At 65.2% G+C, this 14,798-nt stretch carries 14 protein-coding genes; 11 read left to right on the top strand and 3 right to left on the bottom strand.

Annotation, left to right across the window (positions count from 1 at the left end; all coding sequences use genetic code 11):
* The first annotated feature begins 3 nt into the window (after window positions 1-3).
* The 3 genes from aroE (at window position 4) to corA (ending at window position 2,623) form a co-directional block, all read left to right on the top strand.
* Window positions 4-822 (top strand): shikimate dehydrogenase, encoded by an 819-nt coding sequence (aroE, locus tag GJ695_RS25040; protein ID WP_154369620.1) that lies wholly within the window; start codon window positions 4-6, stop codon window positions 820-822.
* On the top strand, window positions 819-1,523 hold the full coding sequence (mtgA, locus tag GJ695_RS25035) for a monofunctional biosynthetic peptidoglycan transglycosylase (protein ID WP_154369618.1): 705 nt from the start codon (window positions 819-821) through the stop codon (window positions 1,521-1,523). Before aroE ends, mtgA begins: the two co-directional genes overlap by 4 nt.
* Window positions 1,524-1,657: 134 nt before the next feature.
* The gene (gene corA / locus GJ695_RS25030; protein WP_154358206.1) at window positions 1,658-2,623 is read left to right on the top strand and encodes a magnesium/cobalt transporter CorA; all 966 of its coding nucleotides are present in this window, start codon (window positions 1,658-1,660) and stop codon (window positions 2,621-2,623) included.
* On the opposite strand, the gene GJ695_RS25025 is transcribed toward corA, so the two are convergent.
* Window positions 2,624-3,037, bottom strand: coding sequence for a hypothetical protein (locus tag GJ695_RS25025; protein ID WP_229260641.1), 414 nt, complete (start codon window positions 3,035-3,037; stop codon window positions 2,624-2,626). It abuts the gene before it with no gap.
* A 228-nt stretch (window positions 3,038-3,265) separates the two neighbouring features.
* Here GJ695_RS25025 and GJ695_RS25020 point away from each other — a divergent pair, with 228 nt between their 5' ends.
* Window positions 3,266-4,996 (top strand): ABC transporter permease, encoded by a 1,731-nt coding sequence (locus GJ695_RS25020; protein WP_154369616.1) that lies wholly within the window; start codon window positions 3,266-3,268, stop codon window positions 4,994-4,996.
* Between the two features lie 10 nt (window positions 4,997-5,006).
* Window positions 5,007-6,332, top strand: coding sequence for an ABC transporter ATP-binding protein (locus GJ695_RS25015; protein WP_154369614.1), 1,326 nt, complete (start codon window positions 5,007-5,009; stop codon window positions 6,330-6,332).
* A 28-nt stretch (window positions 6,333-6,360) separates the two neighbouring features.
* On the opposite strand, the gene hemL is transcribed toward GJ695_RS25015, so the two are convergent.
* Together hemL and thiD are read right to left on the bottom strand one after the other, a co-directional pair.
* Window positions 6,361-7,647, bottom strand: coding sequence for a glutamate-1-semialdehyde 2,1-aminomutase (hemL, locus tag GJ695_RS25010; RefSeq protein ID WP_154369613.1), 1,287 nt, complete (start codon window positions 7,645-7,647; stop codon window positions 6,361-6,363).
* Between the two features lie 24 nt (window positions 7,648-7,671).
* Window positions 7,672-8,526 carry a bifunctional hydroxymethylpyrimidine kinase/phosphomethylpyrimidine kinase gene (gene thiD, locus GJ695_RS25005; protein ID WP_166455329.1) on the bottom strand — a complete coding sequence of 285 codons (855 nt, stop codon included), beginning with the start codon at window positions 8,524-8,526 and terminating at the stop codon, window positions 7,672-7,674.
* Between the two features lie 95 nt (window positions 8,527-8,621).
* Here thiD and GJ695_RS25000 point away from each other — a divergent pair, with 95 nt between their 5' ends.
* The 6 genes from GJ695_RS25000 to GJ695_RS24975 all read left to right on the top strand — a co-directional run.
* Window positions 8,622-8,774 carry a rubredoxin gene (locus tag GJ695_RS25000; RefSeq protein WP_110845658.1) on the top strand — a complete coding sequence of 51 codons (153 nt, stop codon included), beginning with the start codon at window positions 8,622-8,624 and terminating at the stop codon, window positions 8,772-8,774.
* A 79-nt stretch (window positions 8,775-8,853) separates the two neighbouring features.
* A complete protein-coding gene (locus tag GJ695_RS24995; protein WP_154369609.1) occupies window positions 8,854-9,246 on the top strand; it encodes a response regulator in 393 nt (130 codons plus the stop codon).
* Window positions 9,247-9,265: 19 nt separating this feature from the next.
* Complete coding sequence (locus GJ695_RS24990; protein WP_154358213.1) at window positions 9,266-9,631, top strand: response regulator; 366 nt, start codon at window positions 9,266-9,268, stop codon at window positions 9,629-9,631.
* 2 nt (window positions 9,632-9,633) lie between these two features.
* Window positions 9,634-10,182, top strand: coding sequence for a chemotaxis protein CheW (locus tag GJ695_RS24985; protein ID WP_154369607.1), 549 nt, complete (start codon window positions 9,634-9,636; stop codon window positions 10,180-10,182).
* Window positions 10,183-10,200: 18 nt separating this feature from the next.
* Entirely contained in the window at window positions 10,201-12,510 is a 2,310-nt protein-coding gene (locus GJ695_RS24980) for a methyl-accepting chemotaxis protein (protein ID WP_154369605.1), read from the top strand.
* Window positions 12,511-12,567: 57 nt separating this feature from the next.
* The coding region (locus tag GJ695_RS24975) for a FimL-related protein (protein ID WP_229261301.1) at window positions 12,568-14,798 on the top strand (2,231 nt) is incomplete at its 3' end.

Here is a 14,798-nt window from a genome sequence, read left to right as displayed (position 1 = left end):
ACGATGGACCGCTACTGCGTGTTCGGCAATCCGATTGCCCACAGCAAATCACCCGAGATCCATGCCGCCTACGCGGCGCAGACCGGGCAGGACATGCACTACGAACGCCGCCTGGCGCCGCTGGACGGCTTTGCCGAAGCGGTGCGCGCCTTCATCGCCGAAGGCGGCAAGGGCGCCAACGTGACGGTGCCGTTCAAGCTGGAAGCGGTCAAGCTGGCGCAGGCGCTGACCATCCGCGCACGGGCGGCCGGCGCGGTCAACACGCTGGTGTTCAGCGACGAAGGCATCATCGGCGACAACACCGACGGCGCCGGACTGGTGGCGGACATCGTCAACAACGCCGGCGTGCCGATCGCCGGCAAGCGCGTGCTGCTGCTGGGCGCCGGCGGCGCCGCGCGCGGCGTGGTGCTGCCGATCCTGGAACATCGTCCGGCCAGGCTGGTGATCGCCAACCGCACCGTGGCCACGGCCGAAGGCCTGGTCGAACAGTTCGCCGCGCTGGGCGGCGAGGGCGTGGTGTCGGCCTGCGGCTTTGCCGATATTGACGGCGCATACGACATCGTCATCAACGCCACCGCCGCCAGCCTGAGCGCGGAAGTGCCGCCGGTGGCGCCGTCGGTCTTCGCGCCCGGCGCTTTGGCGTTGGACATGATGTACGGAGCATCCCCCACGGTATTCTTGCAGTTCGCAGCCCGGCACGGCGCACAGTTGCGCGACGGCCTGGGCATGCTGGTCGAGCAGGCCGCCGAGGCCTTCCACCTGTGGCGCGGCGTGCAGCCGGCCACGGCCGATGTGTTGCAGAAGCTGCGCGCGCAATTATGAGCAAATCCGCTGGCAAATGGCGCTGGGTGAAGTGGGTCTTCATCGTCCCGATCCTGCTGTTTTTGGCGGTGCAGCTGTATTTCCTGCTGCAGATCTGGTGGTGGGTCGACCATAATCCGGGCATGACCAGCTTCATGCGCGAGCAGCAGTCGGCGCTGCGCGAGAAGAATCCCAACGCCAATATCACGCAGCTGTGGGTGCCTTACAACCGCATCTCGAACAACCTGAAGCGCGCCATCATCGCCTCCGAGGACGCCAATTTCTCCGACCACGACGGCGTCGACTGGGACGCGCTGCAAAAGGCCTACGAGAAGAACAACAAGAAACACAAGGTGGTGTCCGGCGGCTCGACCATCACCCAGCAGCTGGCCAAGAACCTGTTCCTGTCCGGTTCGCGCAGCTATGTGCGCAAGGGGCAGGAGCTGATCATCACCTTCATGCTGGAAACCTTGATGGACAAGGAGCGCATCTTCGAGATCTACCTGAACGTGGTGGAGTTCGGCAACGGCACCTTTGGCGCCGAGGCGGCGGCGCGGCATTACTACGGCGTCAGCGCGGCCAACCTGAGCGCGCCGCAGGCGGCCAAACTGGCGGTGCTGCTGCCGAATCCGCGCTATTTCGACAAGCATCGCGATTCCAACTACCTGGCCCGCCGCACCGGCGTGATTTTGCGCCGCATGGGCTCCGCCGATCTACCGTAAAAACCGGGGTCAGTGCCGACATTCGGACATTTCGCGCGCGAAATGTCCGAATGTCGGCACTGACCCCGATTTGGGCTGGATTCGTCGGGGGCTTTGCAGGTACACTTGCGCTGTTTCCAAAGGCGCGTGTACCTATGATCAATGTTTTCGTTCTCCAGAATGGCCGGCTCAACCAGGTGCCCATCGACAGTCGCGCAGACCTGGAACAGGTCGAGCCGGTCTGGGTCGACCTGACCGATCCGACGGATGACGAACGCGCCTGGGTCAAGACCATCTACGGCGTCACCCTGCCGGGCGAAGACGAAGTCAAGGACATCGAAGCCTCGGCCCGCTACTACGAAGCCGAAAACGGCGATCTGCACCTGCGCACCGATTTCCTGCTGGAAGAAGAGGACGGCCCGTCGCGCATCGTGACCGTGGCTTTCATTTTGGCGCGCAAGATGCTGTTCTCGGTCCACACCGACGACCTGCCGGTGTTCCGCCTGGTGCGCATGCGCGCGCGCTCGCGTCCCGGTTCGATCGCCGACTACATGGACGTGCTGCTGGACCTGTACGCCACCGACGCCGAGTATTCGGCCGACGCGCTGGAAGGCATTTACCAGCAGCTGGAAGAGGTCAGCGGCCGCGTGCTGCAGGAAACCTTCACCGACCAGGACGCGGCCGCCGCGCTGAACGCCATCGCCCACGAGGAAGACTTGAACGGCCGCATCCGCCGCAACATGATGGACACGCGGCGCGCGGTCAGCTTCCTGATGCGCGGCCGGCTGCTGAACTCGGAACAGTTCGAGGAAGCGCGCCAGATTCTGCGCGACATTGAATCGCTGGACGGCCACACCTCCTTCCTGTTCGACAAGATCAACTTCCTGATGGACGCCACGGTCGGTTTCATCAACATCAACCAGAACAAGATCATCAAGATCTTCTCGGTGGCCAGCGTCGCCTTCCTGCCGCCGACCCTGATCGCCTCGATCTACGGCATGAACTTCAAGTGGCTGCCGGAGCTGGAGTGGGACCTGGGCTATCCGTTCGCCATCGTGCTGATGATTACCAGCGCCATCGCTCCCTTCCTCTACTTCCGCCATCGCGGCTGGCTGAAATAATCACACCGGTTGTGGAATGAAGTCCAGCGACAGCGTGCTGTAGTAGGGCGCCGTGTGCCACTGGTGGTGCAGGGCCAGGGCGCGGTCGTAGAGGGCGGTCTTGATATCGAGCGCCAGCCGGCTGAAGTCGAACGGCGGCTTGTTGCGGGCGATGCAGGCTGCCGCCGCGCCGGCCAGAAAGGCTGCCTCGTCAAAGGCGCCGGACCACAACTGCGCCTGCAAACCCTCAACGATCGCTTCCGCCTGCACCGACTCGGTTTCCGCATGCGCATTGGCGTAGTCGTGCACCGCCTCCATGACGAACTGCGCATCGGCGCCGCGCGCCAGCAGGCTAAGGAAACCGTGCCGCAACGGCAGCGCCGACTCCACCACGTAGTGCACCAGATCGTGCGGCAGAATGCCCTGTCGCGGCATCAGCGTCGGTGCAGCTGCCGTTGTTGCGCACGAAGCGCAGCACATCGTACTTGTCGTTCCTGGACCTTTTTTCAGCAATGAGTTTCATATCTGATAATTATATAATAAGTAACTTTCACGACCGTAATATATTCGTAGTAATAATCTATTAGAATGGCGGCCAGCGCACGCGCTCCCTCCTCCCTTTGCTCCTCGCGGCCTCCCTCGCCGCCCAGAGAAAGTAATAATATGAACAAGAAACGGCAATTTTTCCCCCGCCAAGTGGTGGAAGCCGGCGGTAACCGCTGGGACTGGGCGCTGCTGCCTATCGTGCTGGCGGTCTTCGTGCTGATGGCCTATGGCAGCCAGCAGATGGCGCGCCCGTATGAACTCGGTCAGACGCTGCCGATGACGCTCGACCCGACCTATCTGCCGTACTACCTGCTGCGCACCACGCTGCGCATGTTCATTGCGCTGGGCGCGTCGGTGATCTTCAGCTGCGTGTTTGCCGCGCTGACCACCAAGTACCGCGCCGCCGAAAAAATCATGGTGCCGATGCTCGACATCCTGCAATCGATTCCCATCCTCGGCTTCCTGTCGATCACCGTGACCGCCTTCATCGCGCTCTTCCCCGGCAACCTGCTGGGCGTGGAGTGCGCGGCCATCTTCGCCATCTTCACCTCGCAGGCGTGGAATATGGCGTTCTCGGCCTATCAGGGCTTCCGCACCGTGCCGGCCGAATTGTCGGAAGCGGCGCAGGTGTTCCAGCTGTCGGGCTGGCAGCGTTTCTGGCGCCTGGAACTGCCATACGCCATGCCCGGCCTGCTGTGGAACATGATGATGTCGATGTCCGGCGGCTGGTTCTTCGTGGTGGCGTCGGAAGCGATCGTGGTATCCAACCAGACCATCAAGCTGCCCGGCATGGGTTCCTATATCGCGCTGGCGATCGAGCAGAGCGACCTGGGCGCCATTGGCTGGGCCATCTTCGCCATGCTGATCGCGGTGCTGGCCTACGATCAGTTGTTCTTCCGTCCGCTGCTGGCGTGGGCCGACAAGTTCCGCTTCGAGGAAACCGGCGGCGATACCGCGCAGTCGTCCTGGCTGCTGACCTGGCTGCGCCGCACCGAACGCACGCAGCAACTGGTCGAGTGGTTCGGCCACCAGCTGTCGCGCTCCATCGCCGTGTTCCGCCTGTCGCACGATGGCACCTCGATCCGCGCGCGCAAGGATCAGCCGTCGCTGGTGCCGCAGCGCGTGTGGGACGCGGTGATCGCGGCCGTGGTGTTTTACGCGCTGTGGAGCCTGGTGCACTTCATCCGCACCGAGGTCGGCTGGACCGAAGTGGGGCATGTGCTGATGCTGGGCGTGTACACCATGATCCGCGTGGTGGTGCTGCTGGCGCTGGCCGCCATCGTCTGGGTGCCGGTCGGCATCTGGATCGGCATGAACCCGCGCTGGGCTTCGCGCACGCAGGCGGTGGCGCAGTTCCTGGCCGCCTTCCCGGCCAACCTGGTGTTTCCGGTGGCGGTGATCATCATCGTGCGCTACCACCTGAACCCGGACATCTGGCTGTCGCCGCTGATGATCCTGGGTACGCAGTGGTATCTGCTGTTCAACGTGATCGCCGGCGCCTCGACGATACCGACCGAATTGCGCCACGCCGCCAAGAACTTCGGCCTGAGCGGCTGGCTGAAATGGCGCCGCTATCTGCTGCCGGCCATTTTCCCCAGCTTTGTCACGGGCGCGATCACCGCCTCGGGCGGCTCGTGGAACGCCGCCATCGTGTCCGAGTTCGTCAGCTGGGGGCCGACCACCCTGAAGGCGCACGGCATCGGCAGCTACATCGCCGAGATGACCGCCACCGGCGACTTCCCGCGCATCGCGCTGGGCATCGGCATCATGTGTATTTTCGTGATGGGCTTTAACCACTTCGTCTGGCGCCGCCTGTACACCCTGGCCGAAAGCCGGCTGCATTTCTAGGAACCGAATCATGAGCACTCCTATCGTTGAACTGAAAGCCGTCGGCAAGCATTTCCGCGCCGCCGATGGTTCCGCGCGCTCGGTGCTGGAAGGCGTCGACTTCACGCTGCGCGAAGGCGAGATCGTCGCGCTGCTGGGCCAGTCCGGCTCCGGCAAGTCGACCATGCTGCGCATCATGGCGGGCCTGATCCAGGCCGATGAAGGCCAGGTGCTGTATCGCGGCATGCCGCTGTACGGCACGGCGCGCGGCATCCGCATGGTGTTCCAGTCGTTCGCGCTGTTCCCGTGGCTGACGGTGCAGAAGAACGTCGAACTGGGGCTGGAAGCGCAGGGCATGGCGCCGGACGAACGCGCGCGCCGCGCTGAAAAGGTGATCGACCTGATCGGCCTGTCCGGCTTCGAAGGCGCGCTGCCGCGCGAGCTGTCGGGCGGCATGCGCCAGCGCGTCGGCATCGCCCGCGCGCTGGTGATGGAGCCGGAAGTGCTGCTGATGGACGAGGCGTTTTCGGCGCTGGACGTGCTGACCGGCGAGCGCCTGCGCGAAGAAATCCTGGAACTGTGGCAGTCGGGCCAGATTCCGACCAAGGCGATTCTGGTGGTGTCGCACAACATCGAGGAAGCGGTGATGATGGCCGACCGCGTGCTGATCTTCGCCAGCGATCCGGGCCGCGTGCGCGCCGAACTGCCGATTTCATTGCCGCAGCCGCGCAAGGCCGAAAGCGCCGAAGTGCGCCAGCTGATTGACAAGGTGTATGAGCTGATGACGGCCAGTTCCGGCCGTCGCGGCAGCGGCGGCAGTGGACTGATCAGCGAACGCGAAGTGAAACTGCAACTGGGCGACCGCCTGCCGCAGGCCGGCATCGCGCACATGGAGGGTATTCTGGAGCTGCTGGCCGAAGAACCGTTCAACGGCCGCGCCGACCTGCCGAAGATCGCCGAAGAGACCGAGCTGACCGACGCCGAACTGCTGGAAGTGCTGAACGCGCTGATCCTGCTGGGCCTGGCCTACCTGACCAACGGCGACATCCTGCTGACGGAACTGGGCGGACGCTATGTGAAGGCCAACAACACCGAGCGGCAGGAAATGTTCGGCAAGCAGCTGCTGGAGCACGTGCCGCTGATCGCCTACATCTGCCACGGCCTGCAGCAGGACAAGTCGGGCGACCTGCCGGAAGACCTGTTCCTCAAACTCTTGCGCTTCACCTTGAGCGAAGAAGAAGCCGAACGCGCGCTGCGCGTGGCCATTGAATGGGGCCGCTACGGCGACCTGTTCGAGTACAACTTCAACACCGGCGTGATCCAGCGCCCCGAAGAAGACGAACAGGCCGACGGCTAAATAAAAAAAACCCGGTTTTGGTTTTGGGTTACAGCTTGGCGAACACGCGGCGGGCGGCGGCGATGGTTTCGTCGATCACTTCGTCCGTGTGCTGCGCCGACACGAAGCCGGCTTCGAACGCGGCCGGCGCGAAGTACACGCCTTCGTCCAGCATGGCGTGGAAGAACACGTTGAAGCGCTCGCGGTCGCCGGCCATCATCTCGGCGTAGTTGTTCGGCGGCGTGACGCTGAAGTACAGGCCGAACATGCCGCCCACCGAATCGGCGCAGAAGGTGATGTGGGCGTCCCTGGCGGCGGCCGTCAGGCCGTCCGCCAGACGCTTGGCGGTCGCGCCCAGTTTGGCGTAGAAGCCCGGCTCCTGGATCAGCTTCAGCGTGGTCATGCCGGCCGCCACCGCCACCGGATTGCCCGACAGCGTGCCGGCCTGGTACACCGCGCCCACCGGCGACATCTTGCTCATCAGCGCCGCGCTGCCGCCGAAGGCCGCCACCGGCAGGCCGCCGCCGATCACCTTGCCCAGCGCCGTCAGGTCCGGCTGGATGCCGTACAGTTCCTGCGCGCCGCCCAGCGCCACGCGGAAGCCGCACATCACTTCGTCGAAGATCAGCAGCGCGCCGTGCTTGGTGCACAGTGCGCGCAGCGCTTTCAGGAAGTCTTCGTTGGCCTTGATCAGGTTCATATTGCCGGCCACCGGCTCGACGATCACGCAGGCGATTTCATTGCCGAAGTTGGCGAACGCCTCTTCGATCTGCGCCACGTTGTTATAGTCCAGCACCAGCGTGTGCTTGACGAAGTCTTCCGGCACGCCGGCCGAGGTCGGATTGCCGAAGGTGAGCAGGCCGCTGCCCGCCTTCACCAGCAGCGAATCGGCGTGGCCGTGGTAGCAGCCTTCGAACTTGACGATCTTGTCGCGGCCGGTGGCGCCGCGCGCCAGGCGCAGCGCGCTCATGGTCGCCTCGGTGCCCGACGACACCAGGCGCACCTGCTCGATCGACGGCACCAAGCGCACGATTTCTTCCGCCATCTCGATTTCGCCTTCGGTCGGCGCGCCGAACGACAGGCCGCGCGTGGCCGCGTCCTGCACCGCCTTCACCACCGTTGGATGTGCGTGGCCGACGATCGCCGGGCCCCAGGAACCGATGTAGTCGATGTAGCGCTTGCCGTCCGCATCCCAGAAGTACGGGCCTTCGGCGCGGGTGATGAAGCGCGGCGTGCCGCCCACCGAACGGAAGGCGCGCACCGGCGAATTGACGCCGCCTGGCGTGGTTTTCTGGGCGCGTTCAAACAGCTGGTCGTTCTTGGAAGTCGTGGTCATGATGGTATCTTCGTTATCTGGTTGCTATTGCATGTCCTCTGCAGACTGCAAGTGGAAAAAGCGGTTGGGCACAAATTTCCCCATCCCGTAGCGCTGCGCATGCGCCAGCGCGCCAACAGTGTACTCCTGTGCGGCCGCCGATGCTTCTGGGACGTCGGCGCCGCGCGCCATGAAGGAGGCGATGGCCGCCGACAGCGTGCCGCCGGCGCCGATGAAGGGACCGGTCAGGTGCTGCCAGGCGTCGTGGCTGATGACGCCATCGGCGCCGAACAGGGTGTTGGCCAGGGTGTTGGGGGAGGCCGTCTCGCCCGGCGCGCCGTTGGCCGGCGTGCCGGTCACCAGCACGAATTCGCAGCCCAGGGCCAGCAGGTGCTCGACGTCCGATTCCAGCGTGTCGTCGCCATCGCCGCTCTCGCGCCAGGTTTCGGCCATGCGGCCCAGCTCCACCTGCGACAGCATCAGCAGCGTGGCCTGTGGCACCAGCAACTGGCGGATGGCGGTCAGCAGTTCCTCGGCGTCGTCGTCCGAGGGCGCCGGCAGGCGTGAACTGAATGGGTCGAGGATCAGCGGCGCGTCCGGGTAGTCGGACAGGATCTCGGCGATCGCCGCCACCTGTTCCAGGTTGGTGATGGCGCCGACCTTGAAGGCGGCCATGGTCATGTCTTCCAGGAGCACGCGGGCCTGGTCGGCGACCCAGTCGGGATCGATGTCCTGGCTGTCTTCGACGCGGGCACTGTCGCCGATCAGCAACGCGGTGGTCACCGCCAGCCCGGTGCACGACAGCGCCGAAAATACCGCCAGGTCGGCCTGGACACCGCAGGCGCCGGCCGGATCGGCGGCGCCAAAGCTTAATATGAGAGGAGAAGTTTGGTTTTGCACGGCGGGTAGATTAAGATACCTAATTCGGCATTTTACTTGATTGAGGGTGGCAAAACGTGAGTAGCAACGAAACAACGCAGGAGTTCCAGACCTGGATGTGCCTGATCTGCGGCTGGATCTACGATGAAGCAGCCGGCCTGCCGGACGAAGGCATCGCGCCGGGCACCCGCTGGGCCGACGTCCCGATGAACTGGAGCTGCCCGGAATGCGGCGCCCGCAAGGACGATTTCGAGATGGTAGCCATCTGAGTGTGCACCGCCGGGAACCGCCGCGCCAGTGGCGCGGTCGCTTGTGCTATGGTGTAGCCTCATTCCCGGGTTAACCATTATGACCTCTACGCCCCTGAAAATCATGGTGATCGACGACAGCAGCACGATACGTCGCTCCGCCGAGATCTTCCTGAGCCAGGCCGGCTACCAGGTGGTGCTGGCCGAAGACGGCTTCGACGCCCTGGCCAAGATCAACGATCACCACCCGGCGCTGGTGTTTTGCGACATCCTGATGCCGCGCCTGGACGGCTACCAGACCTGCGCGCTGATTAAAAAAAGCGCAAAATTCCACGCCACGCCGGTGCTGATGCTGTCCTCCAAGGACGGCCTGTTCGATCGTGCGCGCGGCGCCATGGTCGGTGCGGTGGCCTATCTGACCAAACCATTTACCAAGGACAGCCTGCTGGCGGCGGTGCGCGAGCACACCGGCGGCGCTGTCACACCAGAATAAGAAAGCCGCAGGGGGAAATATGGCCATACAAAGAATTCTGATCGTCGACGATTCGCCCACTGAGCGCTACTACCTGAGCGACATCCTGTCCCGCAGCGGCTACACGGTCAGTGTCGCCGAAAGCGGCGAGGAAGCGCTGTTGAAGATCAAGGCCGAGAAACCGGAGCTGATCCTGATGGACGTGGTGATGCCGGGCGCGAACGGCTTCCAGGTCACGCGCTCGATCGCCCGCGATCCGGAGCTGAAGGATGTGCCGATCATCATCTGCTCCAGCAAAAGCCAGGAGACGGACCGCATCTGGGCGCTGCGCCAGGGCGCGCGCGACTACCTGGTCAAACCGGTCGATCCGGCCGAACTGCTGGGCAAAATCGCGGCGCTGAACTGACGATGGACAGCCAGGCTCCCGCCGAACGCCGCAGCCGCCTGCGCCAGTACCAGGTGCAGCTGTTGGAACGCATGCAGGCCGCCAGGAGCGGCGCGGCGGTGGGCGGGCGTGAGCTGGGCGTGCTGCTGGGCGGCCATCCGTGCCTGCTGGACCTGACCCAGATCAGCGAGATCGTGCCGCTGCAGCCGGCCACGCCGGTGCCGCTGACGCAGGACTGGTATCTGGGCCTGACCAATATCCGCGGCCACCTGACCGGCGTGATCGACCTGGCGCGCTACCTGGGGCAGGGCGCCGGCGACAGCGCGCCGGCCGAGCGCCGCCTGATCACCTTCGCGCCGGCGCTGGGCTTCAACTGCGCCTTGCAGGTCGAGCGCGTGCTGGGCCTGCGTAAGCTGGCCGAGATGCAGCAAGCGCCGGCCGACGACGGCGCGCCGGCCTGGTGCCGGCAGCAGTTCAGCGACGCCGATGGACAGGCGTGGCGTCGCATCGATCTGGCGCAGCTGGTGCTGGAATCCCGTTTTTCGCATGTAGGACTGGTCGGCAAATACTGATAATCCGGAGAGGGTGTAATGGCTTTCAAGATGGGGATTTTCTCGCGCGGCAGCCGGAATGCCGCTCAAGACGCAAGCGCGAATTCGGAGTTCGGCGATTCGCAGTTTCTGCACACGGCCGCCAGGCCGGCGCCGGCCGCCGCTGCACCAGCGCCGGATGATGGCGACGCACCGCTGCGCCTGCGCGATGCGCTGGGCCGCCGCCGCAGCGCCGCCGCACCCGTCGAAACAGGCCCAGGCTTCAAGCTGCCGCTGATCGGCCACCTGCCGGCGCAGCGCCAACTGAGCCTGCTGTCGACCGCGCTGGCGGTCTGCCTGGCACTGAGCGCGGTGTTTGTTGCGCTGAATACCATCCACAGTGCCAACCGCTCGGCCCAGACCCAGGTCGCCAGCGATGCGCTGATGCACTCGCAGCGCATCGGCAAGGCCGCGCCCAACGCGGTGCAGGGCAGCGCCGAAGGCTTCCGCCAGCTGGAGGAAAGCCGCAAGGAACTCACCAGCGATATCAACCTGATGACGCGCGGCGGCACCTACCAGGGCCGTTCGATCGGCGAGCCGCGCTCCGACATCGCCACCGTGGTGGCGGCCGCGCGCAAGCAGTGGACCGCGACCGACCTCGCCGCCGGCACCATCCTGCTGCTGAAGGCGGACCTGAGCGGCATGGATAAAACCCTGCAAAAGCTGAACGACATGTCGCCCGACCTGCTGGCGCGCACCGAGGACATCATCGCCGTCAAGGTGCAGCGCGGCGGCTCGGCGCGCGAGATCGCGGCGCTCGGCAAGCTGACCATGCTGACCCAGCGCATGAGCCGCAGCGCCGGCGAATTCCTCACCGCCGGCGGCATCAGCTCGGAGACCGCGTTCCAGCTGGGACGCGACACCACGGTGTTCCGCAACACCATCGACGGCTTCCTCAACGGCAGCGTGCCATTCGGCCTGGCCGCCGTGCGCGAGCCGGACCTGCGCGCCAAGTTCACCGCCTTGCAGACCGATTTCGAGGAGTACCAGAAGCTGGTGGCGGCGGTATTGAGCAAGCTGGATAAATTCAGCGCCGCGCGCGCCGCCGAGCAGCTGATCTTCAACGACAACGAAGCGCTGCGCCAGCGCCTGACGGTGCTGCAGCAGACCTACCGCGAGAGCCAGGATTCGCTGGGCATCACCTTCTGGCTGATGGTAGCCGGCGGCATGCTGACGCTGGTGAGCGCGGCGGCCATCGGCCGCGTGCTGCTGATGGATTCCCACAACCGCACGCGCGGCGCCGAGCGCCGCCGCCAGGAAGCGGAAGCCATGCGTCAGCAATCGCAGCAAAAGGAAGAGGAAGCCAAGGCCACCAACGACCAGAATCAGGCGGCGATTCTGCGCCTGATGAACGAACTGCAGGAAGTGGCGGACGGCGACTTGACGGTGCAGGCCACGGTGTCCGAGGACATCACCGGCGCCATCGCCGACTCGGTCAACTACACGGTGGAAGAGCTGCGCGGCCTGGTGGGCCGGGTGACGGCGACGGCGGAGCAGGTGACCAGGGCGTCCACGCACGCGCAGAGCATTTCCAGCGACCTGCTGTCGGCATCGCAGCAGCAGTCGCGCGAGATCCAGGATGCGTCGTCCACGGTGGTGAAGATGGCCAACGAGATTACCGACGTGTCGCGTTCGGCCAGCGAATCGGCCGACGTGGCGCGCCAGTCGGTGGTGGCGGCGCAGCAGGGGTCGACGGCGGTGGAAAACGCCATCAAGGGCATGCACGAGATCCGCGAACAGATTCAGGACACGTCCAAGCGCATCAAGCGGCTGGGCGAGTCGTCGCAGGAGATCGGCGAAATCACCGAGCTGATTTCCGACATCACCGAGCAGACCAATGTGCTGGCGCTGAACGCGGCGATCCAGGCCGCATCGGCCGGCGAGGCCGGACGCGGCTTCTCGGTGGTGGCGGAGGAGGTGCAGCGGCTGGCGGAACGTTCGGCCGAAGCGGCCAAGCAGATCGGCGCGCTGGTGCGGACGATTCAGACCGATACCCACGATGCGGTGGCGGCGATGGAGAAATCGACGCAGGGCGTGGTCGAGGGCGCGCGCCTGTCCGACGCGGCCGGCGCGGCGCTGCACGATATTTCGCAGGTATCCAACCGCCTGGCGGAGCTGATCTCCGGGATTTCGCAGGCGACCGGGCAGCAGGCCACGTCGGCGTCCGGCGTGGCGCAGAACATTCAGCATATTTTGACGGTGACGCAGCAGACCCAGGACGGCACGCAGCAAACCGCGCAATCGATTCACAAGTTATCCGTGCTGGCGCAGGAGTTGAAGAACTCCGTGGCGCGCTTCCGGATCGCTTAATCAAAGGCCGAGACAAGCATGACCAACACCGATCTTTCGCTTCCCCCGCAACCGCAATTGGATACCGGCCCCCTGTCGTGGGTGATGGTGGAAATTCGCGAGTCGCTGGCGCGTTCGCGCACCGCCCTGTTTGAAGCGGGCGGCCGGGAACCGGAAGATCAGGCCACGCAATTGCAGCACGCGAAGTCGCACCTGCACCAGGCGCACGGCGCCTTGCAGATGGTGGATCTGGATGGCGTGAGCCTGATGACCGAGGTGGCCGAGGCGGCGCTGGACCGCTTCAAGGCCGGCACGCTGAAATGCAGCACCGATAACGTGCAGGCGGTGGCGCAGCTATATCAGGCGCTGGTGGAGTATCTGGAGGAGCTGCTGGAAGGCGCGCCGTCGCAGCCGGCCAGGTTGTTCCCGTATTATCGCGCGGTGCAGGAGATGATGGGGGCGGAGCGCATCCATCCGGCTGATTTGTTCTTCCCTGATTTGTCGCAACCGGTCAACTTGCCGCTTGCCGCCGCCGCGACTGGTGACGCTGCCGATGCCGCGCCGGATTACGCCGCCTACCGCCAGCGCTTCGAGCGCGCGCTGCTGCCATATCTGAGAAGCACCGATCTGCCGCAGCAGCAGGAACACGCCGCCGCTTTGCTGAACGCCGTCGAACTGGTGGCCGATGCGCAGCAGGACGGCCAGGCGCGCGCTTTCTGGCTGGCGATGCAGGGCTTCGCCGAGCTGGTGGCCGGCGGCCAGCTCACGGCCAGCCTGTACGTCAAGCAGCTGTTCGGCATGATCAATCTACAGATCCGCCGGTTGAGCCAGGGGACGGCGGCGCAGCCGGAAGCGATGCTGCGCGACGCGCTATTCTTCATCGCCACCGCCGGCGCCGATTCGGCCGCCAGCGTGGTGCGGCAGCTGCGCGGCGCCTATGCGCTGGATGGCCTGGCGCCAGCGGATTACGAAACGCGCCGCTACGGCCAGATCGATGTCGAGGCGCTGGAGCGCGCCAAGGCCGGCATCGCGCAGGCCAAATCGAACTGGGACCGTCTCGCCAACGCGGAAATCGATCCCGATCTGGATGCCGCTTTTGATGTGGCGTTGTCCGACGCGGCGGCCGAATGCGAAAAACTGAACCTGCCGGCGTTGAGCGCCTTGCTGCGTCAACTGGCGGACGTTGCGCGCAAGGCGCAATCCGCCGGCCGCAGTGAAGAGCTGGCCCTGGAGATGGCCACCGCCTTGCTGTTTGCCGAACATGGCTTGCAGCATATCCGTCATCTGCCGGATGATTTTGCCGCGCATGCCGATACCATCGGCGCGCGCCTGCTGGCGCTGGTCTCCGGCGCCACGCCGCCCGAGCCGGCGCAGTGGCAAAAAGGCTTGACGCATCAGATGCAGCAGGACGACACCGTGGTCGCCCTGGCGATGGAGATGAAGAGCGGTCTGCGCCAGGTGGAGAAGGTGCTGGACGACTACTACGCTGAACCGGCGAAACGGCCGTCGCTGCTGGAGCTGGACCCGGTACTGCATCAGTTGCAGGGCGCCTTGTCGGTGCTGGATCAGGATGATGCGATGCAGGCTGCGCAGCATGTGAAGGCGGCCGTGCTGGCGCTGGCGCGCGGTGAGGGCGATCCGTCGGCGGAGCCGAAGGCGCTGGATGATATTGCGCAGAATGTGGGCGCGCTGGGATTCTTTGTCGATATGCTGGCGCAGAATGCGACCGGTGCGCGAGAGCGGTTTGCGTTTGACGCTGAACAGGGCAGTTTCCGATCGGTGCCGTTCAAGAAGATGGCTGGTTCGGAGTCGATTCCGGTGCTGGACGAGCAGGTGCCTGCGCCGGCGCCGACCGCAATGCCGACGGAAGCGCCGCCGCCTGCCGCCAGCGATGCGGCGGTGGAGGCCGAGCTGCTGGAGATCTTTATCTCCGAGGCGCAGGAGGTGCTGGTGTTCGTGGATGCGACGCTGGCCAGGCCGCGCGCGGAGGCGGGCAGCGAAGAGAATCTGACCATGCTGCGGCGGTCCTTCCATACCTTGAAGGGCAGCGGGCGGATGGTGGGCCTGAATCAGTTTGCCGATGCCGCGTATGCGCTGGAGAAGGTGATGAACGTGTGGCTGGCGGAGCAGCGGCCGGCCACGGATGCCTTGTTTGAACTGCTGAACGGCGCAGCGCAGGAGATGGGCGCGTGGGTGGCCGAGCTGGTCGCCAGCGGCGTCTCCGCGCGCAACGCCGACGCCCTGACCGCTGCCGCAGCGCGCGTGCAGGACGGCGGCGAAGCCGACCTCGCGCCGCCCGCCGCGTCGGC

This window comes from Duganella alba, assembly GCF_009674495.1.
GTDB classification, from domain to species: domain Bacteria; phylum Pseudomonadota; class Gammaproteobacteria; order Burkholderiales; family Burkholderiaceae_D; genus Rugamonas; species Rugamonas alba.
Note: the sequence above shows the minus strand (reverse complement) of the source record. Positions and strands in the feature narration are given on the sequence as shown.

Excerpts from the sequence above, each read along its gene's own strand:
- aroE (WP_154369620.1), top strand. The coding sequence starts at position 4 with ATGGACCGCTACTGCGTGTTCGGCAATCCGATTGCCCACAGCAAATCA.
- mtgA (WP_154369618.1), top strand. The coding sequence starts at position 819 with ATGAGCAAATCCGCTGGCAAATGGCGCTGGGTGAAGTGGGTCTTCATC.
- corA (WP_154358206.1), top strand. The coding sequence starts at position 1,658 with ATGATCAATGTTTTCGTTCTCCAGAATGGCCGGCTCAACCAGGTGCCC.
- GJ695_RS25025 (WP_229260641.1), bottom strand. The coding sequence starts at position 3,037 with ATGCCGCGACAGGGCATTCTGCCGCACGATCTGGTGCACTACGTGGTG.
- GJ695_RS25020 (WP_154369616.1), top strand. The coding sequence starts at position 3,266 with ATGAACAAGAAACGGCAATTTTTCCCCCGCCAAGTGGTGGAAGCCGGC.
- GJ695_RS25015 (WP_154369614.1), top strand. The coding sequence starts at position 5,007 with ATGAGCACTCCTATCGTTGAACTGAAAGCCGTCGGCAAGCATTTCCGC.
- hemL (WP_154369613.1), bottom strand. The coding sequence starts at position 7,647 with ATGACCACGACTTCCAAGAACGACCAGCTGTTTGAACGCGCCCAGAAA.
- GJ695_RS25000 (WP_110845658.1), top strand. The coding sequence starts at position 8,622 with ATGTGCCTGATCTGCGGCTGGATCTACGATGAAGCAGCCGGCCTGCCG.
- GJ695_RS24995 (WP_154369609.1), top strand. The coding sequence starts at position 8,854 with ATGACCTCTACGCCCCTGAAAATCATGGTGATCGACGACAGCAGCACG.
- GJ695_RS24990 (WP_154358213.1), top strand. The coding sequence starts at position 9,266 with ATGGCCATACAAAGAATTCTGATCGTCGACGATTCGCCCACTGAGCGC.
- GJ695_RS24985 (WP_154369607.1), top strand. The coding sequence starts at position 9,634 with ATGGACAGCCAGGCTCCCGCCGAACGCCGCAGCCGCCTGCGCCAGTAC.
- GJ695_RS24980 (WP_154369605.1), top strand. The coding sequence starts at position 10,201 with ATGGCTTTCAAGATGGGGATTTTCTCGCGCGGCAGCCGGAATGCCGCT.